Origin of the sequence: Agromyces sp. NPDC056389, from assembly GCF_042262385.1 — a bacterium.
Lineage (GTDB): Bacteria > Actinomycetota > Actinomycetes > Actinomycetales > Microbacteriaceae > Agromyces.
In genome coordinates, this window is record NZ_JBHJPN010000001.1 from 2263341 (window position 1) to 2283187 (window position 19847).

The window sequence follows — 19847 nt, forward strand, 5'->3', positions numbered from 1 at the left end:
CGTTCTCTCCAGCTCCCATTCGGTCCGGCCGCAGCCGGGACGCTGCTCAGTCGTCGATCGCCGACCAGCGCTTCAGGAAGGTCGCGAGCTCCTCGCGCGACGTCGTCGCCGCGGGGCGGAACGCGCCGCTCACCGTGGTGAGGCGCTCGGCGGCGACCCACTCGATCGCCCGGAAGAACGTCGACCCGACCGCGACGTCGCTGAACGTCGCCGTGGCGGGTGCGGTGAACGACGGCGCCGACGCCCGGTAGAGGAATGCGGCGAGGTGCTGGCGCGTCAGCTTGTCGTCGGGGCCGAAGCTGCCGCTGGCGGCGGTGCCGCCGACGCTGACGAGATACTCGACCGCCGTGAACGCCACGTGATCGGCCGGAACGTCGGCGAACGTCGGCACTGCGGGCACCTCGAACTCGGGCGAGCCGGCGAGCCGGTACAGCGCGATCGCGGTGACGCCGCGCGTCGCAGGAGCCTTCTGTTCGAACCGCACGATGCCGTCGTCGCCGCGGATCCCGGCGATGACCCCGGTGCCACCCGCCCACCGCACATTGGTGGTGTGACCGCCGGCCGTCAGGTCGGCGAATCGCGGCGCAAGGGGCGCCGTCGCCTCGGACGTGGCCGAGATGGGCTCCGCTCCGGGGCGCGTGCCGGTGACCGTGACCGCGAGCGTCACGCCCTCGAGGGCGTCGCCCGGCACCAGTTCGGTGCCCGTCGCGTCAGCGAGCGGCTGACCGTCGGCGAGCCACTGGTAGGCGAGCTCCGCGCCGTCGCCCCAGTCGCCCGCGTCGACGGTGAACGCCTGGCCGACCTGTGCGACTCCGTGCACCGTCGGGGTCGGCGCCGGCTCGGGCTCGGGTGCCGTCCGCGTCATGACGGCGTTGATGCCCGTGAACGCGCCGCCGTTCGGCGCCTCGAGCACGGTGGCCGCTTCGCGGGTCGACGCGTTCTCCCAGAACTGGGTGGCATAGGGCACGGCCGCATCGCTCCGGTCGGCGAACTCGACGATGTAGTCGCCCGGGGGCAGGCCGCCCATGCGGAACGAGATGTCGTCGCCGGCTCCGCTGATCTGCTCGGGCTCCGCCCACACACCGGGGGCGCGTTCGAACAGCAGACGCAGGCTCGCCCCGGTCGCCGGTCCCCCGTGCTCGTCGATGATGCTGCCGGCGATCTGCACGCCCGGCGCAGCCTCGACGTCGACGCCCGGAGTCACCCCTTGCGCGGTGACCGCGGCCACGGCCGCCTCGTCATGGAAGAAGCCGCCGCCGTAGTAGGTCTTCGCCCAGTTCGCGCTCCATGAGCCGTACGACATCACGGTGTACTCGCCGGGAGCCAGGCCCGACACCTCGTATGCTCCGGAAGCGTCGGCCTGTTCGGAGACGACCGTCTCCCACACGCCGCTCGAGTTCTTGCGGAGCACGTCGAAGGAGGCCTGCGCCGACGGCACGCCGCCGGCTTCAGCACGTTCGGTCAGGGTTCCGGCGAGCGCGCCGCCGGCGGTGAGGTTCGCGTCGACGGCCTCGGCGACATCACCGGGGCTGAGGTCGAGGTGGGTCGACGATGCGCGGTCGACCGCACCCTGCCAGTACTGGTGCGCCCATTCACCGTCGAAATCGGAGAAGCCGACGACGTACTCGCCCGCTTCGAGGCCCGCGAGGCGGTAGGTGCCGTCGGCGGCCGTCACGGCCTTCACGGTCGCGATGTAGTCGTCGGACGAGCCCGCGTAGGAGGCGGCGACCTCGATGCCTTCGACCGGAGCGCCATCGGCGGACACGGTGCCCTCGATGACGGCACCGGCGTTCAGCTCGAAGTCGGCTGCGAACGACTGCCCGCCGACGAGCGCGACGCGAGCCGCGGCATCCTCGTCGTACACGTCCTGCCAGTACTCGTCGACGAGCTCGGACTCGCTCCCCCAGCCGGGTCCGGCCTTCAGGACGTACTCGCCCGTCGGCAGGCCCGTGATCGTGTAGCTGCCATCGGGGGCGACGGACGCCCCGCCGCGGGTCCCGGTCAGGTCCGACGAGAGGTAGGCGTAGACGAACCCCCCGGCGACCGGCTGGCCGGCCTCATCGACGACGGTGCCCGACACCGTCGCGCCGAGCTCGAGGGTCGGCTCGATGGTCGCCGCTTCGCCGGCGGTCACGGTGATGTCGGTCGCGGTCTCGAAGGCGCCGGCGGCGTCCCAGTACTCGTAGACGTACTGCGCGGTCTGCACCTGCGGGTTGATCGAGGCCCGATACGTGCCGGGGGCGAGGTTCTCGATCGAGAAGGTCCCATCGGCCGCGGTCACCCCCTCCTTGCCCTCGCCCCAGAGCAGGCTCCAGCAGTCGCGCTGCTCCAGCGGGTCGAAATCGGGGTCGCAGAGGAAGAGCTGCACGCGCACGCCCTCGAGCGGCGCGCCGGCCTCCCCGGTCACGACGCCGGCGATGGAACTGGTCGTCTCGGACTCGGCCGCAGCGGCGGGCGACGCGACCCCGGCGAGCCCGACGAGCATCGCGAGCGCGCCGAGTATTCCGAGGTACCGTCGTCGGCGCTGGGCCGGCGGGGATTCAGGAGTTTGCGGGTGCATCGAGATCCTTCCGTGAGCGCCGAGAGTGGCGGCGTTCCCACGGTACGAAGCGGAGACGTGCGTCCGCTATGGGCAGAACTCCCCGCCGGTCAGGACCCGCGAGGCTGCGAGTCCGTGCCGATCATGCCGCGCACACGACGGAAGGGGCGCCCAGGGAAACCCTGGACGCCCCTTCCGGTGAAGCGTGAAGCTACTGCCTACCAGCTCGACTTGGTGATGCCGGGCAGCTCGCCACGGTGCGCCATGTCGCGGAAGCGGACACGCGAGACACCGAACTTGGTGAGCACACCACGGGGGCGGCCGTCGATGGCGTCACGCGAGCGCAGGCGAACCGGCGACGCGTTGCGGGGAAGCTTCTGCAGGCCCTTGCGAGCGGCCTCACGGCTCTCGTCGGTGCCGTTCGGGTCGATGAGCGCCTTCTTCAGCTCGAGACGCTTCGCGGCGTACCGCTCGACGATGACCTTGCGCTGGTCGTTGCGTGCGATCTTGCTCTTCTTCGCCATGTCTTAGCGCTCCTCTCGGAAGTCGACGTGCTTGCGCACTACAGGGTCGTACTTCTTGAGCACGAGGCGGTCGGGGTTGTTGCGGCGGTTCTTGCGGGTCACGTAGGTGTACCCGGTGCCGGCGGTCGACCGAAGCTTGATGATCGGCCGGATGTCCTGTGCCTTCGCCATTAGAGCTTCACCCCACGTGCCTGCATGTCCTTGACCACTGCCTCAATGCCACGAGCGTCGATCACCTTGATGCCCTTGGCGGACACGTTGATGGTGATGCTGCGACGCAGCGACGGCACGAAATAGGTCTTCTTCTGCACGTTCGGGTCGAAGCGGCGCTTCGTCCGGCGGTGCGAGTGCGAGATGTTGTGCCCGAAGCCGGGAACGGCTCCAGTCACCTGGCACACTGCTGCCATTGGTTTCCTCCAATACCGAGGGGCGGATGCCCCTCCCAAGGTCTCTTGTCTGCTGACCCTCTCCATGCGGAAGCCCGCGATTTCTCGCGTGGTTTCGATGGGGATTGTCGCGGCATGGGCAGTGGAAGTGCCCAGCCAACGAGCCAGCTTACCAGACGAGGCGCCAGCGACCGAACCGAGCGGATGCCGCAGCCGCAGCCGGCACGGACGATCCTGCGTCAGTCGCCCCAGACCGGGCCCACGACCCGTTCATGCCGCTGGAGCGGGCGGCGCGACAGCACCGCCGCGACGAAGAAGCAGAGCGCGCCCAGCAGTGTTCCGAGGTTCGCCCAGAACTGGCTCACGAAGTCGCCGGTGACCGGCGACACGTAGGCGCCAACGGCCGACACGGCGAATGCCACCGAACCGATCATGTTCAACCACGTGCCGTGCCAGGTACGGGCATGCGTGTCCCAGAGCGCGAGTCGATGCCTCGTCGCCACGACCGCCAGCGCACTGGACACGAGGAAGGCGATGGAGCCGAACGCATCGGGCCGCCACCCCGCGCCGAGCTTCTCGGGCGCGGCGATCGCGGCGGCGAGGGCGACGCCGGTGCTCACGTTGAAGCAGAGGGTTCCCGCGAACTGGACGGCAGCCGACCACCAGTCGGCACGGTCGGCCGTGTTGGTGCGGCTCCGCGGCGGACGGCGGCCGCTGAGGCTCAGCTGGATGAACGCGGCAGCGGTGAAGAACAGCGATCCGACGAAGAACGTGATGCCGACCATCACGGCGCCGGCCCAGTCCGCGTAGGCGGGGAAGGCCCCCGCCATGAAGCAGAGTGAACCGATCGCGAATCCCCATGCCTCGCGTCGGAGGCGCAGCGGAGTCGTGTCGGCACCCGAGGCGGCATCCGGTGCGCGTCGGTCGTGCGCGGCGCTTCCGTCGGTCATGGCCATGCGCCTCTCGTCCCGGGTGCCGGGCGCCATCCGCCCGATCCCACTGTAGCCACGCACCCTTGACGCCCATCGGGGTTCGGGCCACACTCGGGGTTTGGGCCGTCCACTGGGGGGTGACACCCTGCGCTGTCGTCCTTGACGCGCCCATGTTCATGCACGACGAAGCAGAACACGGGGGATCAACAATGACCGACAACAAGCCACGATCGCACTCGGGCAGCGGTGACAGCACTCCGATCACTCCGGATCGATCGCGTCACGCGTTCTCCGGCATCGCGGATCGCACGCAGTTGAATCCGATCTTCGCGCGAGAGGGCGAGGCCACGGACTTCCCGGTGGACCGCCTCCCCGAGGGCGAGTCGCTGCCCGAGACCGCCTACCAGATCGTGCATGACGAGGCCATGCTCGACGGCAACGCCCGCCTGAACCTGGCGACGTTCGTCGGCACCTGGATGGATTCGTTCGCGTCGAAGCTCTACGCGGAGACCGCCGACAAGAACATGATCGACAAGGACGAGTACCCGCAGACGGCGGCCATCGAGACCCGGTGCTGGAAGATGATCGCGAGCCTCTGGAACGCGCCGAGCGCGGAGGGCGCCATCGGCACCTCCACCATCGGCTCGTCCGAGGCGTGCATGCTCGGCGGACTCGCGCTGAAGCGACGCTGGCAGATCGCCCGTCGCGCCGAGGGCAAGTCGACCGAGAAGCCGAACCTCGTGCTCTCGAGCGCGGTGCAGGTGTGCTGGGAGAAGTTCTGCAACTACTGGGATGTCGAGGCCCGATACGTTCCGATCAGCGACGAGCACAAGGTGCTCGACGGCCACGACCTCGACAAGTACGTCGACGAGAACACGATCGGCGTCGTCGCGATCATGGGCGTGACCTACACGGGCATGTACGAGCCGGTCGCCCAGATCTCCAAGGCGCTCGACGCGATTCAGGAGAAGACCGGGCTCGACGTGAAGATCCACGTCGACGGCGCATCCGGCGGCATGATCGCGCCCTTCCTCCAGCCCGACCTCGAATGGGACTTCCGCGTCGACCGGGTCGTGTCGATCAGCACCTCGGCGCACAAGTACGGGCTCGTCTACCCGGGCCTCGGCTGGGTGGTCTGGCGCACGGTCGGCGACCTGCCTGAGGACCTCGTGTTCGACGTCACCTACCTCGGCGGCCACATGCCCACCTTCGCGCTGAACTTCTCGCGACCGGGCGCTCAGGTGCTGCTGCAGTACTACCTCTTCCTCCGACTCGGGTGGGACGGGTACCGCAAGGTGCAGCAGGCGTCGCAGGATGTCGCGGTGTACCTCTCGGGCGAGATCGCGAAGATGGACGCGTTCGAGCTCTGGAACGACGGCACGGACATCCCGGTCTTCGCGTGGCAGCTCAAGAAGGGCCACACCGACAAGTGGAACCTGTACCACCTGTCAGAGCGCCTCCGCCTGAAGGGCTGGCTCATCCCCGCCTACCCCATGCCCGACGACCTCTCCGACCTCGTGGTGCAGCGCATCGTCGTGCGCAACGGACTCAGCCGGAACCTCGCGGAGTCGCTGCTCCTCGACATCAAGGAGGCCACCGAGTTCCTCGATGCCCTCGAGTCGCCGATGCCGATCGAGGGCCAAGTGTCCTCGTTCACCCACTAGGGGGCGATCATGACCGACATCAAGGACTCGGCTGCCGCCTCGCCCGGGTCACCGGCACCGCGGCGGGCCGACGGCACCATCGCGCCGTCGCCCGAACACGTGAAGCCGCATCCGTTCGAGAAGGTTCCGCACAAGCCGGCCATCGGCGCACCGGGCGTGACCTCGCAGAAGTTCATGTCGCTCATGCAGCTGGCGATCCTCACCGTCGTCGCGGTCGCCTCGCTGCGGAGCCTTCCGGCCATGGCCGGCTACGGGCTCGGGTCGATCACGTTGTTCGTCATCCCCGCGATCCTCTTCCTCATCCCGACGGCGCTCGTCGCCGCCGAACTCGCGACCGGATGGAAGGGCGGCGTGTTCACGTGGGTTCGCGAGGCGTTCGGCGGCAAATGGGGGTTCCAGGCGATCTGGCTGCAGTGGGTGCAGAACGTCGTCTGGTACCCGACGCAGATCGCGTTCATCGCAGCGTCGCTCGCGTTCGTGTTCCTCGACCCGAACCTGGCGAATTCGGGGCTCTACACCGCGATCGTCATCCTGGTGCTGTACTGGTTCTCCACCTTCATCACGCTGAAGGGCGGAAACCTCTTCGCGAAGGTCGGCTCCTGGAGCGGTCTCGCCGGAACGATCTTCCCGGGCCTGCTGCTGATCATCTTCGGCGTCATCTGGGTCTCCACGGGCCAGACCAGCCAGATTCCGCTCACGGCGGCGTCGGTGATCCCGCCGTTCACCGGACTCGCCTCGATCGTGCTCATCGTGTCGAACGTGCTCGCCTACGCCGGCATGGAGGTCAACGCGGTGCACGCGAACGATCTGAAGAGCCCGGGCAAGGAGTACCCGAAGACGGTGCTCATCGCGTCGATCCTGATCCTCGGCATCTTCATCGTGCCGACGATCGCGATCGGCCTGGTCGTGCCGTCCGACAAGCTGGGGCTGACGACCGGCATCAACCTCGCGTTCCAGGCGTACTTCGACGCCTTCGGAATGTCATGGCTGACACCGGTGCTGTCGCTGCTCATCGCGCTGGGCGCATTCGCCTCGGTCGTCACCTGGATCGCAGGGCCGTCGCGCGGTCTCCTCGCGGCCGCACGAAGCGGATACCTCCCGGTGTTCCTGCAGAAGCGCAACAAGGCGGGCGTCCAGGTCGGCATCCTCACCGTGCAGGGCATCGTCGTGACGCTGCTCGCATCGCTGTTCCTCTTCGTGCCGAACATCAACACGGCGTTCATCCTGCTCGTCGACATGGCGGCGGCGCTCTACCTCATCATGTACATGATGATGTTCGCCGCGGCCATGCGCCTGCGGGCGAAGCAGCCGCACGTCGTGCGCACCTACCGGGTTCCTGCGATGTACGTGATCGCGACGATCGGGTTCATCGCCTGCCTGGCGGCGTTCATCCTCGGCTTCATCCCGCCCGAGGGGTTCGGCGGCGGTGCGCCCGGCTGGACCTATCCCGTGCTCGTCGGAGTGGTCGTGCTCGCCTTGGGGGTGCCGCCCCTCATCTTCTATGCGGCGCGGAAGCCGTCATGGGACCAGCGCACCGCTGAGGAGAAGACGACGTTCGACGACGTGCTCGTGAACCCGCCCGCCGCAGCGGAGCAATCTGAGGCCGCGGCCCCGCCCAGCGCTGCGGGCGGCGGGACGTCGACGCCCGGAGGCTAGGCCCTCGACGCTCGGAGACGAGAGAGGCGGGTGAAAGAGGGGGCGGATGCCGCGGCATCCGCCCCCTCTCTTCACCCGCCGGTTCGCGTCGGGGCCGCGAGCTACTTCGTCAGCGTGTCGACGAAGTCCCGGTTGTCGGCGATCCACTGCTCGACGGCCGGCGCGTAGTCGTCGGAGCCGTCGGCGTTGAACATCGCGTTCTCGAGCGAGAAGAGCAGCTCGGAGTCCATCGTGAAGTCCTTCAGCCAGCCCGCGAGGGTCGGGTGCGACGCCTCGAATCCCTTGCCGCCGAACGAGTGGATGCCCTCGGCGTCGCCGAGCGCGCCCTCGGGGTCCTCGAGGTCCTTGATGGGGAACGCGTCGTAGGCCCAGTGCGGGCGCCAGAGCGTCACGGCGACGTTCTCGCCGTTCTCGGTCGCGGCGGTCAGCTCCGCCAGCATCGCGGGCGTCGAGCTCGTCAGGTAGTCCATCTTCTCGAGACCGTAGGCGGGGATGACCTCGTCGGTCGTGACCCGGTTGAGGCCCGAGCCCGGCTCGATGCCCACGAGGCGGTTGTCGAACAGCTCGGCGTTGGCGGCGAGGTCGGCGAGCGAGTCGACCGGGGTGTCCTCGTTCACGGCGATCGTGAGCTTCGCGTCCTCGTTCCAGGCGCCGAGGTCGACGAGGTCGTCGCCGTACTGCTCGATGTAGTCGGCGTGCGTGATCGGCAGCCAGGTGTCGAGGGTCACGTCGTAGTCGTCGGTCGTGAGACCGGAGTAGACCGGCGCGGGGTCGGCGTACTCGAGCGTGACGTCGTAGCCCTGCTCGGTGAGCACGGCCTTCCAGAGCTCGCTCGCGGCGATGCCCTCGTCCCAGCCGTTGAACACGGCGATCGTGACGGACTTCTCGTCGCCGTTCTCGAGGGTCTCGGCCTCCGCACCGGCGGCGCAGCCGCCGAGTGCGAGCGCGGAGACCGCTCCGAGTGCGAGTGCTCCGGTGAGCGTGCGCTTCTTCATGTGTGTTCCTTTCCTCCCGTGTGCTGTGTCACGGGTGTTGGGGAGCGCCGCGCGAGTCCCGCACGGCGAGTCGTTCGTCGCGGGTCAGGCGGTGGCGGATGCCGCGGGCAGCCGTTCGGCCTCGGGACCGAGCGGCTCCGCCGCATCCGTCGTCGGTGCCTGCCTGCGTCGCCGCCCCGGCTTGCGCGGGGTGCCGAGCGCACCGGTGACGCGGTCGAGGATGATCGCGAGGATCACGACGGAGAGCCCGGCCTCGAAGCCGAGACCGACGTCGATGCGGGTGAGCGACTGCACGACCTGGCCGCCGAGCCCGCCTGCGCCGACCATGCCCGCGATGACGACCATCGAGAGCGAGAGCATGATGACCTGGTTGACGCCGGCCATGATGCTCGGCATCGCGAGCGGCAGCTGGATCTGGCGGAGGATGCGCCACGGCGAGGAGCCGAAGGCCTGGCCGGCCTCGACGACCTCCTTGTCGACGCCGCGGATGCCGAGCTCGGTGAGCCTGACGCCGGGCGCCATCGCGAAGATGATCGTCGCGACGATGCCGGGCACGACGCCGACGCGGAAGAGGATGAGCGCCGGGATCAGGTAGACCATCGCGGGCATCGTCTGCATGAAGTCGAGGATCGGGCGGATGACCTTCGACGCCACGTCGGACCGGGCGGCGAGCACGCCGAGCGGCACCGAGATCACCACGGCGATGAGCGAGGCGACGAGCACGAGGGCGAGCGTCGACATGGCGTTGTCCCACTGGTCGACGCCGACGATCACGAGGAGGCCGAGCGCGGTGCCTGTCGCGAGCTTCCAGCCCTTCGCGAGCCAGGCGATCGCCGCGAGCACCACGATGACGACCCAGAAGGGCGCCGTCTGCAGGGCGAAGTCGACGAGGTCGTAGAAGCCGGCGAAGATGTTCCGCACGACCGTGAAGAACCCGCCGAAGACGTCGGTGATGAAGTGGATGACGGCGTCGGCCCAGTCGCCGAGGGGAAGGCGGAAGTTGTTCACACCGGGCTCCTCTCCCCCGCGGCTTCCGCTCGCGTGGCTTCGGCCCGGATGTCGGCGGCCTCGGCCGCCGCCGCAGCGACGGCGGTCGCGTCGGCCGCATCGGCGATCGCCGTGTCGGGCCGAGAGGTTCGGTGCAGCGTGGCGGTGATGACGTCGACCGGGATCGTCGCGGGCGTCTCGATGACGGCATGCTCCCCCGTGTTCGACGAGACGTTGCCGAGCGCCGCGAGCAGGGTGACGCGCGGCACGGCGCCGAGCAGGCGCCCCTGGTCGTCGACGACCGCGAGCGGCAGCTGGCTCTCGACGGCGCTCTCGAAGAGTTCGGAGAGGTGCTCGTCGGCGCCGACGACGGGGTGGTCGTCGCTGATGGCCGGCTCGAGCGACCGCTCCCCGCGCTGCACGAGGCGCAGCACGTCGCGGTCGTGCACGACGCCGAGCAGGCGTCGGCCGCCGCCGACGACGAAGACCATCGAGGTCTGCAGGTCGCGCATCGAGCGCAGCGCCGCCCTCGGACCGGCCGAGGCGGTGACGACGGCACGCGGCGCCTCCATGACGTTGCCGGCCGTCAGCACGCGCGAGCGGTCGACATCCTGCACGAACTGGGCCACGTAGTCGTCGGCGGGGTCGGTGAGGATCTCCTCGGCGGTGCCGAGCTGCACGATGCGCCCGTCGCGCATGACGGCGATGCGGTCGCCGAGGAACATCGCCTCGTTGAGATCGTGCGTGATGAAGACGATGGTCTTGCCGAGCTCCTGCTGCAGTTCGACGAGTTGCTCCTGCATCTCCTTGCGGATGAGCGGATCGAGTGCCGAGAACGCCTCATCCATGAGCAGGATGTCGGTGTCCGACGCGAGCGCCCGGGCGAGCCCGACGCGCTGCTGCATGCCGCCCGAGAGCTCGGCGGGCATCTTGTCGCCCCAACCGCCGAGGCCGACGCGTTCGAGGATGTGCTCGGCGCGTTCACGCCGTTCGGTCGCGCCAACACCCTGGATCTCGAGCCCGTACGCGGCGTTCTCGAGCACGTTGCGGTGCGGCAGCAACGCGAAATGCTGGAAGACCATCGACACGTGGCGACGGCGCACCTCGCGGAGCCGCTTCGGCGACATGCCCGTGATGGTCTCCCCCATGACCGTGACGGTGCCGTCGGTCGGTTCGAGCAGGCCGTTCAGCGTGCGGATGAGCGTCGACTTGCCCGAGCCCGAGAGTCCCATGACGACGAAGATCTCGCCCCGCCGCACATCGAAGTCGGCGTCGATCACTGCGGCGGTGCCGAGCGATGAGAGCTCGGCGCGGCCCGCGCCGGCACGGAGGCGCTCGAGCGCCTCCCTGGGCTTGCGCCCGAAGAACTTCGTGAGGCGACGAACCGAGAGCGCTGGTGCTCCGGACTCGAGTGCTGGTGTTTCGGACATGGACAGGCTCCCGGAGCGCACGCCGAACACCGCGCACGAAAGACGTGCGCGGTCAGGAATCGGGCAGGGCTGACTCGTGGGTCACGGCCGGGTTCACGGCGATCCGGATGTCTGGACTCAAGCCCCGGTCTTTGCTGCGACCGCGGGCGAAACACGACTTCCATGCAGCCGACCATCGGGGCCGGATGCCACGCCGCCGAACCATACGATTCTGCATGCCGATCTCGGAATGCAAAAGCGCGGACTGGGCGATTCGGTCTTTGCAGGACCACGTCCACCGTATCGAGGTCGTCACGACAAACCCAAATCGTGCCGCGTGAATACCGCTGTGATCAGGGATTTCGCTGCGCCCGTTGACGCGCTACTCCCCCGCGGCCTGCAGTTCGGTGCAATTGGCGCAGAGGCCGAACACGTCGACGACGTGCGCCGCGCCGGTGAACCCGTGCTCGGCCGCGACCGCCTTCGCCCACGCCTCGACCTCGTCGGCGGCGATCTCGACGGTCAGCCCGCAGTTGCGGCAGATCAGGTGGTGATGGTGCCCCGTCGTGCTGCAGGCGCGATACAGCGCCTCGCCCTCGGGCGACTGCAGCGAGTCGGCCTCGCCGCTCGAGGCGAGGTCGCCGAGCGCGCGGTACACCGTCGCCAGGCCGATCGGCGACCCGCTCGAATGAAGGGTCGAGTGCAGCGCCTGCGCGCTGATGAACCCCTCGGTGCCGTCGAGTGCTTCGCGAACGGCCTCTCGCTGCCAGGTGTTGCGCTTCATGCGATCCGTGCGTCCTCCGCGGTCTCCACCGGTATGGCGACTCGGTTCAACGGTAGTCCCCGAAGCTTGGAGATACCCAGAGCGAGCAGGAAGAACGCCGTAGCCGCGAGGGCGATCGCCGGCCCGGCGGCGATCTCGAACATCCGGGACGAGACCACGCCCAGCACGCCCGCCGCCGCACCGATGACGGGTGCGGCGAACAGCAGCCCCCGGAACGAGCGCACGATGAGCCGGGCTGCGGCCGCAGGCGCCGCGATCAGCGCGATCGCGAGGATGGCGCCGACAGCTGGGAGCGAACTGACGACCGACGCGGCGGTGAGGCCGAGCACGAGCAGCTCGATCGGCCACTCGCGGTAGCCGGCGGCGCGGAATCCTGCGGGATCGAAGGTCGAGAAGGCGATCTCCTTGCCGAACAGGGCGATGCAGACGACCGCGACGATCGCGACGGATGCCGCGAGCAGAATATCTCCGTCGCTGACCGTGAGGATCGAGCCCATGAGCAGTGATTCGGCTCGTACCGGGAGGCCGGGGATCAGCGCCTGAAGCAGGGCACCCGCGGCGAAGCCGCCCGTCAGCACGATGCCCGCGGCCACCTGCGCGCCCTGCCGCCGCACGCGGGCGATGCCCGCCATCACGGCGACGAGGACGACGGATGCCACAGCAGCGCCTGCCGGCACGCTCACGCCGACGGCGGCGGCCGCCACGGCGCCGGGATAGGTGCCATGCGTCAGGGCCTGTGCGAAGAAGGTACGACGCCGCACGACCACGAGGCTGCCCACGAGTCCTGCGCCGGCGCCGATGATGATCGCGGCGATGAGCGCCCGCTCGAAATACCCCATCAGCGCCCCTCCCCCGCTGCGACGGGATCGAGCCGGCCCGATCGGGTGCGGGAGCGTCCGACCGCGCTGCTCACGAGCAGCACGAGCGCGTACCCGACCACGAAGACCGCGACGACCGTGCTGCCGGCCGGCACGTCGACGCCGGCGCCGACCGAGATCGCGAAGCCGAGGGCCAGGCCGAGCCATGCCGCGACCGCGGCGAAGACCGCAGCCACGGGGAACAGCCACCACATCCGCCCGGTCGTCAGCCGGGCCACCGCGCCCGGCACGATCAGGAGCGCGAGCACGAGCAGTGTTCCGATCGTGCTGGCGGCGGCGACCACGACGAGGGCGATCGCCGAGTTGAGCACGAGGTCGAGCACGAGGGCCGAGTCGCCGGCCGCGCGGCTGCCCTTCGCGTCGAAGGCGCGGTACAGCTGCTGCTTCAACGTGAGCAGCACCATGCAGAGCGCGAGCAGGCTCACGACCACGAGCGGCAGCACCTCCGCCGGCGGAATCGTCAGCACGCGGCCGAAGAGCAGCGCCTCGAGCTCTCCGGCGTAGTCGTCGCTGCGCGAGACCACGATGACGCCGACGCTGAACGTCGCGGTCAGCACGATCGCGATCGCCGCATCGGAGGTGATGCCCGCGCGATCGAGCCAGGTCAGCGCGAGTGCGCCCGCAAGCGCGGCGATCGCAGCGCCCGGCAGGAGCCCGGCGCTGCCGCCGACCGCGAGACCGATGGCGAGGCCGGGGAACACGGCGTGGGTCAGGCCGTCGCTGATGAACTCGAGCCCCCTGAGGTTCACGAGCACGCCGACGAACCCCGCGACCACTGCCAGCACGAGCATGACGAGGAGCGCCCGGCCCATGAACGGGATGGCGAATGCGCCGAAGAGCGCGTCGGTCAGCGGCATCCGTCACCGCCCGGCCGGATCGAACCGTTATATGTCGCGTGCGGCATTCAGTGGCCCTCGTGCCCGGGGACGACGAGGGTGTGCTCGTCGATCTCGACCTCGACGCCTTCGAAGCACTCCTGCACGTTGCTGAGGGTGAGCACGTCGTCGACCGGTCCGCTCGCGAGCTGGGTGCCGTTCACGAGCACGACCGAGTCGCAGACGCGTCGGGCGAGATCGAGATCGTGCGTCGAGACGAGCACCGCGACGCCGCGGGTCTTGAGCGTTCGAACCGTCTCGACGAGCGCGTCTCGGTTGGGCTGGTCGAGCCCGTTGAACGGCTCGTCGAGCAGCAGCAGCCTGGGATCGGAGGCGAGCGCGCGGGCGAGGAGACCCCGCTGACGCTGCCCGCCCGAGAGCTCGCCGAACGGGCGCTTCGCGAGCTCGGCGAGTCCGACGGTCTCGAGCGCATCCCGCACGGCGGCGCGATCGGCGCGGCCCGGCCAGCGGAGGAGCCCGAGTCCGCGGTAGCGGCCCTGCATCACGACCTGCTCGACACTGATCGGGAAGTCGGAGTCGAGGTCCGCCGATTGCGGCAGGAAACCGACCATGCCGTTCGCGGCATGCGAAGCGGCGGGGTCACCGTCCGAGGCACGGGTGCCGAACTCGATCGTGCCGGCGGTGCGCGGCACGAGCCCGAGGATCCCCTTCAGCAGGGTCGACTTGCCCGCGCCGTTCGGCCCGATGAGCGCGACGGCCTCACCCGGCGCGATGTCGAGGTCGAGGCCGCTGACGCCCGTGCCGCCGGGGTGGGTGAACGCGGCGCCGCGAAGGCGCAGCACGGGGGAGTCGTTCATGGCTGTCATCCTTGCAGCGCCTCGGGCAGCGCGGTAGGCGTGACGCCCCACGACTCGAGGATGAGGCGCGCATTGTGCAGCTGGCTGCCGAGGTAGGTGGCGCCGTCGCTGCCCTCGACGCCGAGCGAATCCCCGTAGAGGGCGTCGGGTCCGGAGTACACGGTGACGCCGGCCTCGGCGGCGATGGTCTCTGCGGCCTTCGGTGAGATGGATGCCTCGGAGAACACGGCCGTGGCACCGGTCGCACGGATGCGATCGACGAGTGCATCGATCTCGGCGGCGCTCGGCTCGGCGTTGTCGTCGAAGCTCGGGATGACGCTGCCGACGAAGGTGACGTCGTAGGCGTCGACGAAGTAGGTGAAGGCGTCGTGATTCGTCACGAGCAGTCGCTCGGCGACCGGCACGGTCTCGACGTTCTCGGCGATCCAGTCGTCGAGCGCGTCGAGTTTCGCCAGGTAGGCGGTCTCGTTCTGCGCGACGACGGCGGTGTCGACACCCGGCACGGCGGCGAGCCCGTCGGCGATGTTCTCGACCATCTCTTCCGCGAGCTCGGGATCCGTCCAGATGTGCGGGTTGCCCGCGCCGTGATCGTGGTCGTCGTGCTCGGCCGACTCGTCGTGATCGTCGGCGGCGTCGTCGTGGTCGTGGTCGTGGTCGTCGGTGCCGTGGAGTTCGATACCCGTGCTCGCGTCGATGAGCGCGCCCTCGAAGCCCGAGGCCTGCACGGCGTCGTCGAGCCAGCTCTCGAGGCCGCCCCCGTTGACGACGAGGGCGTCGGCCTGCGACAGCGCGAGCAGCTGCGCCGCCGACGGATCGAAGCTGTGGGCGCTCTGCCCGGGGGAGAGCAGCTGGGTGACCGGAGCGCTGTCACCCACGAGCTCGCGAGTGAAGTCGCCGACCTGGGTCGTCGTCGCGACGATCTTCGGGCCGTCGCCTGATGCACCGGATGCCGCGGGCGCCGAGCACCCCGCAAGGGCCAACGCCGCTGTCGCGAGCACGGCACCGCCGGCGAGTGTCGCGGGCAGCCGGCGGAGGGCTCTGCTTCGGTTGGTCATGATCCCACCGTACGTCTTATTGATAATGATTGTCAAAACCATGAAGCGACGGAATCGGACACACTTCGTGAACATCCGCCGATGCTCCCCGTATTCCGGCGACATCCTGTGGACAGCTCTGGCGAGTGTCCGACCGACGTGGGAGAGTGAAGCACGTGGATACGACGACAGCTCCTCTCACGTTGCATCCGTTCACCGTCGCCGATGCCGAGCGCGTGCTCTCGGGCGAGGTGGACCCCCATGACGGATGGGAAGGCGCGTACGCCTTCACCGACGAGCCCGAACTGCTCGCCGAGTACCTCCGCATGGTGCAGCAGAACGGCGATCCGACGCCCTACGGCCCCTACCTCGTCCGACGAGGCGAAGACGGCCCGGCGATCGGGGGAGTGAATCTCTTCGGTCCGCCCGGCGACGACGGCGCCGTCGAGTTCGCGTTCGGGCTCGTGCCCGCCGTGCGCGGGCAGGGGCTCTCGACGCACACCGTCGCGGCCGTCGTCGAGCTCGCCCGAAGGGCCGGCGTGATCGTTCTGCGCGCCGAGGCCGAGGTGCCGAACCTGCCGGCCCGTCGTGCGCTCGAGGGGGCCGGCTTCGCCCAGTCCTCGCGCACGGCCGAGGCGATCACCTACGACCTGCACCTGTAGCCGCTGCGAGGCGGGTGAGGCGCGAGCGCCTACTCGAGCAGCAGCGCCGGCTCTTCGATGATCGACGCGACGTCGGCGAGGAATCGCGAGGCCACGTCGCCGTCGACCACGCGGTGATCGAACGAGGCACCGATCGTCGTGACGAATCGCGGTCGCACCTCGCCGTCGACGACCCACGGCTTCTGCTTGATCGTGCCGAGCGCGACGATCGCGACCTCGCCGGGGTTCAGGATCGGGGTGCCCGTGTCCATGCCGAAGACGCCGATGTTCGTGATCGTGATCGTGCCGTTCTGCATCTCGGCGGGCTGCGTCTTGCCCTCGCGCGCGGTCAGCGTGAGCTGTTCGAGCGCGGTGGCGAGCTCGACCATCGTCATCGCCTGCGCCTCCTTGACGTTCGGCACGATGAGTCCCCGCGGCGTGGCCGCGGCGATGCCGAGGTTCACGTAGTTCTTCACGACGATCTCGGTGTCGGTCCACTGGGCGTTGACGGTCGGGTTGCGGCGCACGGCCCAGATCATCGCCTTGGCCATGATCAGGAGCGGTGAGATGCGCACGCCCGCGTAATCGGGGGAGGCCTTCAGGCGCTTCAGGTACTCCATCGTGCGGCTCGCGTCGACGTCGACGAACACGCTCACGTGCGGCGCCTGGAAGGCGCTCTGCACCATCGCGCTCGCGATCGCCTTGCGCACGCCCTTCACCGGGATGCGCTCTTCGCGGCCCTCGGGCCGCTCGGGCGTCTGGATGTTGCGGAAGACGCTCGCCTGGCTGGCCTCGCGGATGACGTCGTCCCGAGTGATGTCACCGATCGGGCCCGTGGGCGCGACGCGTGACAGGTCGACGCCGAGGTCCTTCGCGAGCTTGCGGATCGGCGGCTTCGCGATGACCGGAAGCTGCGGCGCGGGCCGCGATGGAACGACGGCAGCGGATGCCGCGGCCCCGACCGCGGCCGCGGGGCTCGGGTTCGCCGGCGTCACCGGGGGAGCGGTGACGGGTGCGAGATGACCGTGCGCTCCATCGGGTGTGACATGGCGCTTGCGCCGCGTCGCCGCCGGCCCCGAGCTGCCGTGCCCGACGAGCACCGCGCCGCTCTCTTCGGCGGCGGGCGCCGGGACCGCAGGCGCCGTGCTCGCAGGCGCTGAGGCCACGATGGCGGGGTCGGGCGGAGTCGGGGCGCCGGAGGCGGGCGCAGCGGCATCCGTCTGGATGACCAGGATCGGCGTGCCGACGTCGACCGTGTTCCCCTCTTCGACGAGCAGTTCCGAGACGACGCCCTCGAATGCGCTCGGCAGTTCGACGAGCGATTTCGCGGTCTCGATCTCGACGAAGACCTGGTCGAGGGCGATGCGATCGCCGGGCGCGACCCGCCACTGCACGATCTCGGCCTCGGTGAGGCCCTCGCCGACATCGGGGAGGGGGAATCGGATCTCGCTCATACTCTTTACCCTCGCAGTCGGTCTATGCCGTCATCGTCATGTCAGCGCGGCGCGGCGCCGCTCCGTGTCAGTACGCCAGGGCGCGGTCGACCGCCTCGAGCACTCGGTCGGGGCTCGGCAGGTACTCGGTCTCGAGCGCGGCCGGCGGGAACGGCGTGTCGAAGCCCGACACGCGCAGCACCGGCGCCTCGAGCGAGTAGAAGGCCCGCTCGGCGACCGTCGCAGCGATCTCGGAGCCGACCGAGACGTTGCCGTACGCCTCCTGTGCGACGACGAGACGCCCCGTGCGGTGCACCGATTCGAGCAGGGGCCCGTAGTCGATGGGGGAGAGCGAGCGCAGGTCGACGACCTCGATGCTGCGGCCCTCGGTCTCGGCGATGTCGGCCGCCTGCAGCAGCGTCGCGATCATCGCGCCGTGGCCGACCACGGTGACATCGGTGCCCTGGCGCATGACGCGGCTCGCGTGCAGCGGAAGGCCTGCGTGGTCGAGGTCGACGGGGCCCTTCGGCCAGTAGCGGCTCTTCGGCTCGAAGAACAGCACGGGGTCGTCGGAGCGGATCGCCTCCTGGATCATCCAGTACGCGTCGTGCGGGTTCGACGGGCTCACCACTCGCAGGCCCGGGGTGTGCGCGAAGTACGCCTCGGGACTCTCCTGGTGGTGCTCGATCGAGCCGATGTGGCCGCCGTAGGGCACGCGGATCACGACGGGCATCGAGAGGGTGCCGTCGTGGCGCACCGTCTGGCGCGCGAGCTGGGTGGTGATCTGGTCGAACGCCGGGAAGATGAACCCGTCGAACTGGATCTCGATCACCGGGCGGTAGCCGCGCATCGCGAGGCCGATCGCGGTGCCGACGATCGCCGACTCGGCGAGCGGGGTGTCGAGGATGCGCCGTTCGCCGAACTCGGCCGAGAGCCCCTCGGTCACGCGGAAGACGCCGCCCAGCGGGCCGATGTCCTCGCCCATGAGCAGCACCTTCTCGTCGACGCGGAGCGCCTCGCGGAGGCCCGCGTTGATGGCCTTGGCCATCGAGAGCGTCTGCACGCCGCGCACTGGCGCCTCGCCGGTCGAGGGCGTGTCGCTCGCGACATCCGTCACGTGGTTCTCCTCTTCGGTGCGGGCGCTCATGCCGCGCCCCCTGCCGGGCCCTCGAACGAGGTCTCGAAGTTCTCGAGCCATGCGGCCTGCTCGACCATGAGCGGGTGCGGCTCGCTGTAGACGTGCTCGAAGATCGCCTCGCGCGTCGGCGCCGGCAGCTCGAGCGCGCGGCGGCGCAGGTCGGCGGCGATGTCGTTCGCCTCCGCGTCGACGTCGGCGAAGAACGAAGCGGATGCCCCGCGGCCCTCGAGCCACGTGCGGTAGCGCGTGATCGGGTCGCGTGCCTCCCAGTAGGCCACCTCGTCGTCGGTGCGGTACTTCGTGGGGTCGTCGGCCGTGGTGTGGGCGCCCATGCGGTACGTCACGGCTTCGATGAGGCTCGGGCCGTCGCCGGCGCGCGCCTCCTCGAGCGACTGGCGGGTGACCGCGTAGCTCGCGAGCACGTCGTTGCCGTCGACGCGCACGCCCGGCATGCCGAAGCCGCCGCCGCGCAACGACAGGGGGCTGCGCGACTGCCGCGCGACGGGCACCGAGATGGCCCACTGGTTGTTCTGGATGAAGAAGACCTGCGGGGTCTGGTAGCTCGAGGCGAAGACGAGCGCCTCGTTCGCGTCGCCCTGCGAGGTCGAGCCGTCGCCGTAGTACACGAGCACCGCGGCATCCGTCTCGGGGTCGCCCGTCGCGGTCGCGCCGTCGAACTGGAGCCCCATGGCGTAGCCCGTCGCGTGCAGCGTCTGCGACGCGAGCACGAGCGTGTAGAGGTGGAAGTTGCCGTTCTCCTCGGGGTTCCATCCGCCGAGGGTGGCGCCGCGCAGCAGCGCGAAGATGCGGGCGAGGTCGAGCCCGCGGATCATGCCGACGATGTGCTCGCGGTACGACGGGAAGAGATGGTCCTGCGGTCGGGCCGCGTGCGCTGAGCCGACCTGCGCCGCCTCTTGACCGTGGCTCGGCACCCACAGGGCGAGCTGGCCCTGCCGCTGCAGGTTCGCACCCGCCACGTCGACGCGGCGCGAGACCGCCATGTCGCGGTAGAAGCGCTGCAGTTCGGCATCGCTCAACGCCTCGACGAGCGGGAGGTAGGCCTCGGCCTCGGGGGAGGGACGAAGGTCGCCCTCGGGGGTCAGGAGCTGGACCGTCGGTGCGGTGAACTCTCTTTCGCGGGCTGCCACCGTTCC

The 19847-nt window shown here is 69.6% G+C and carries 19 protein-coding genes; 3 read left to right on the plus strand and 16 right to left on the minus strand.

The window, feature by feature from the left end; genetic code table 11:
* Window positions 1-46: 46 nt before the first annotated feature.
* The 5 genes from ACFCVM_RS10615 to ACFCVM_RS10635 all read right to left on the minus strand — a co-directional run bounded on the left by ACFCVM_RS10615 (window position 47) and on the right by ACFCVM_RS10635 (window position 4399).
* The gene (locus ACFCVM_RS10615; RefSeq protein WP_375836141.1) at window positions 47-2560 is read right to left on the minus strand and encodes a collagen binding domain-containing protein; all 2514 of its coding nucleotides are present in this window, start codon (window positions 2558-2560) and stop codon (window positions 47-49) included.
* Between the two features lie 197 nt (window positions 2561-2757).
* A complete protein-coding gene (gene rpsN / locus ACFCVM_RS10620) occupies window positions 2758-3063 on the minus strand; it encodes a 30S ribosomal protein S14 (protein WP_375836142.1) in 306 nt (101 codons plus the stop codon).
* 3 nt (window positions 3064-3066) lie between these two features.
* Entirely contained in the window at window positions 3067-3234 is a 168-nt protein-coding gene (rpmG, locus tag ACFCVM_RS10625; RefSeq protein WP_022892462.1) for a 50S ribosomal protein L33, read from the minus strand.
* Entirely contained in the window at window positions 3234-3470 is a 237-nt protein-coding gene (gene rpmB, locus ACFCVM_RS10630) for a 50S ribosomal protein L28 (protein WP_056654700.1), read from the minus strand. Before rpmB ends, rpmG begins: the two co-directional genes overlap by 1 nt.
* Before the next feature lie 218 nt (window positions 3471-3688).
* Window positions 3689-4399, minus strand: a complete 711-nt coding sequence (locus ACFCVM_RS10635) for a hypothetical protein (protein ID WP_375836143.1) — start codon at window positions 4397-4399, stop codon at window positions 3689-3691.
* Window positions 4400-4590: 191 nt separating this feature from the next.
* Between ACFCVM_RS10635 and ACFCVM_RS10640 the strand changes: the two genes are divergently transcribed.
* Both ACFCVM_RS10640 and ACFCVM_RS10645 read left to right on the plus strand, forming a co-directional pair.
* Complete coding sequence (locus ACFCVM_RS10640; protein ID WP_375836144.1) at window positions 4591-6045, plus strand: glutamate decarboxylase; 1455 nt, start codon at window positions 4591-4593, stop codon at window positions 6043-6045.
* Window positions 6046-6054: 9 nt separating this feature from the next.
* Window positions 6055-7701, plus strand: a complete 1647-nt coding sequence (locus ACFCVM_RS10645) for an amino acid permease (RefSeq protein ID WP_375836145.1) — start codon at window positions 6055-6057, stop codon at window positions 7699-7701.
* 101 nt (window positions 7702-7802) lie between these two features.
* Here the strand turns inward: ACFCVM_RS10645 and ACFCVM_RS10650 are convergent, their stop codons facing one another.
* From ACFCVM_RS10650 to ACFCVM_RS10685, 8 genes are all read right to left on the minus strand, one after another.
* Complete coding sequence (locus ACFCVM_RS10650) at window positions 7803-8696, minus strand: glycine betaine ABC transporter substrate-binding protein (protein ID WP_375836146.1); 894 nt, start codon at window positions 8694-8696, stop codon at window positions 7803-7805.
* Window positions 8697-8780: 84 nt separating this feature from the next.
* Window positions 8781-9704, minus strand: coding sequence for an ABC transporter permease (locus ACFCVM_RS10655; RefSeq protein ID WP_375836147.1), 924 nt, complete (start codon window positions 9702-9704; stop codon window positions 8781-8783).
* Window positions 9701-11113, minus strand: coding sequence for a glycine betaine/L-proline ABC transporter ATP-binding protein (locus ACFCVM_RS10660; protein ID WP_375836148.1), 1413 nt, complete (start codon window positions 11111-11113; stop codon window positions 9701-9703). Before ACFCVM_RS10660 ends, ACFCVM_RS10655 begins: the two co-directional genes overlap by 4 nt.
* A gap of 361 nt (window positions 11114-11474) precedes the next feature.
* Window positions 11475-11876: a Fur family transcriptional regulator gene (locus tag ACFCVM_RS10665; protein ID WP_375836149.1), complete on the minus strand. Its 402-nt coding sequence runs from the start codon at window positions 11874-11876 to the stop codon at window positions 11475-11477.
* A complete protein-coding gene (locus ACFCVM_RS10670; protein ID WP_375836150.1) occupies window positions 11873-12715 on the minus strand; it encodes a metal ABC transporter permease in 843 nt (280 codons plus the stop codon). The genes ACFCVM_RS10665 and ACFCVM_RS10670 overlap by 4 nt, the downstream gene beginning before the upstream one ends.
* Window positions 12715-13611 (minus strand): metal ABC transporter permease, encoded by an 897-nt coding sequence (locus ACFCVM_RS10675; protein ID WP_375836151.1) that lies wholly within the window; start codon window positions 13609-13611, stop codon window positions 12715-12717. Before ACFCVM_RS10675 ends, ACFCVM_RS10670 begins: the two co-directional genes overlap by 1 nt.
* Window positions 13612-13658: 47 nt before the next feature.
* Window positions 13659-14447 carry a metal ABC transporter ATP-binding protein gene (locus tag ACFCVM_RS10680; RefSeq protein WP_375836152.1) on the minus strand — a complete coding sequence of 263 codons (789 nt, stop codon included), beginning with the start codon at window positions 14445-14447 and terminating at the stop codon, window positions 13659-13661.
* A gap of 5 nt (window positions 14448-14452) precedes the next feature.
* On the minus strand, window positions 14453-15502 hold the full coding sequence (locus ACFCVM_RS10685) for a metal ABC transporter substrate-binding protein (protein WP_375836153.1): 1050 nt from the start codon (window positions 15500-15502) through the stop codon (window positions 14453-14455).
* A 155-nt stretch (window positions 15503-15657) separates the two neighbouring features.
* Here ACFCVM_RS10685 and ACFCVM_RS10690 point away from each other — a divergent pair, with 155 nt between their 5' ends.
* The gene (locus ACFCVM_RS10690; protein WP_375836154.1) at window positions 15658-16143 is read left to right on the plus strand and encodes a GNAT family N-acetyltransferase; all 486 of its coding nucleotides are present in this window, start codon (window positions 15658-15660) and stop codon (window positions 16141-16143) included.
* A gap of 29 nt (window positions 16144-16172) precedes the next feature.
* Here the strand turns inward: ACFCVM_RS10690 and ACFCVM_RS10695 are convergent, their stop codons facing one another.
* From ACFCVM_RS10695 to ACFCVM_RS10705, 3 genes are all read right to left on the minus strand, one after another.
* Complete coding sequence (locus ACFCVM_RS10695; RefSeq protein WP_375836155.1) at window positions 16173-17576, minus strand: dihydrolipoamide acetyltransferase family protein; 1404 nt, start codon at window positions 17574-17576, stop codon at window positions 16173-16175.
* Window positions 17577-17643: 67 nt separating this feature from the next.
* A complete protein-coding gene (locus ACFCVM_RS10700; RefSeq protein WP_375836703.1) occupies window positions 17644-18603 on the minus strand; it encodes an alpha-ketoacid dehydrogenase subunit beta in 960 nt (319 codons plus the stop codon).
* A gap of 95 nt (window positions 18604-18698) precedes the next feature.
* On the minus strand, window positions 18699-19841 hold the full coding sequence (locus tag ACFCVM_RS10705; protein ID WP_375836156.1) for a thiamine pyrophosphate-dependent dehydrogenase E1 component subunit alpha: 1143 nt from the start codon (window positions 19839-19841) through the stop codon (window positions 18699-18701).
* Window positions 19842-19847 lie beyond the last annotated feature (6 nt).

Bases quoted from the DNA above. Each gene is read 5' to 3' on its own strand.
- ACFCVM_RS10615 (WP_375836141.1), bottom strand. From the start codon at position 2,560: ATGCACCCGCAAACTCCTGAATCCCCGCCGGCCCAGCGCCGACGACGG.
- rpsN (WP_375836142.1), bottom strand. From the start codon at position 3,063: ATGGCGAAGAAGAGCAAGATCGCACGCAACGACCAGCGCAAGGTCATC.
- rpmG (WP_022892462.1), bottom strand. From the start codon at position 3,234: ATGGCGAAGGCACAGGACATCCGGCCGATCATCAAGCTTCGGTCGACC.
- rpmB (WP_056654700.1), bottom strand. From the start codon at position 3,470: ATGGCAGCAGTGTGCCAGGTGACTGGAGCCGTTCCCGGCTTCGGGCAC.
- ACFCVM_RS10635 (WP_375836143.1), bottom strand. From the start codon at position 4,399: ATGACCGACGGAAGCGCCGCGCACGACCGACGCGCACCGGATGCCGCC.
- ACFCVM_RS10640 (WP_375836144.1), top strand. From the start codon at position 4,591: ATGACCGACAACAAGCCACGATCGCACTCGGGCAGCGGTGACAGCACT.
- ACFCVM_RS10645 (WP_375836145.1), top strand. From the start codon at position 6,055: ATGACCGACATCAAGGACTCGGCTGCCGCCTCGCCCGGGTCACCGGCA.
- ACFCVM_RS10650 (WP_375836146.1), bottom strand. From the start codon at position 8,696: ATGAAGAAGCGCACGCTCACCGGAGCACTCGCACTCGGAGCGGTCTCC.
- ACFCVM_RS10660 (WP_375836148.1), bottom strand. From the start codon at position 11,113: ATGTCCGAAACACCAGCACTCGAGTCCGGAGCACCAGCGCTCTCGGTT.
- ACFCVM_RS10665 (WP_375836149.1), bottom strand. From the start codon at position 11,876: ATGAAGCGCAACACCTGGCAGCGAGAGGCCGTTCGCGAAGCACTCGAC.
- ACFCVM_RS10670 (WP_375836150.1), bottom strand. From the start codon at position 12,715: ATGGGGTATTTCGAGCGGGCGCTCATCGCCGCGATCATCATCGGCGCC.
- ACFCVM_RS10675 (WP_375836151.1), bottom strand. From the start codon at position 13,611: ATGCCGCTGACCGACGCGCTCTTCGGCGCATTCGCCATCCCGTTCATG.
- ACFCVM_RS10680 (WP_375836152.1), bottom strand. From the start codon at position 14,447: ATGAACGACTCCCCCGTGCTGCGCCTTCGCGGCGCCGCGTTCACCCAC.
- ACFCVM_RS10685 (WP_375836153.1), bottom strand. From the start codon at position 15,502: ATGACCAACCGAAGCAGAGCCCTCCGCCGGCTGCCCGCGACACTCGCC.
- ACFCVM_RS10695 (WP_375836155.1), bottom strand. From the start codon at position 17,576: ATGAGCGAGATCCGATTCCCCCTCCCCGATGTCGGCGAGGGCCTCACC.
- ACFCVM_RS10700 (WP_375836703.1), bottom strand. From the start codon at position 18,603: ATGGCCAAGGCCATCAACGCGGGCCTCCGCGAGGCGCTCCGCGTCGAC.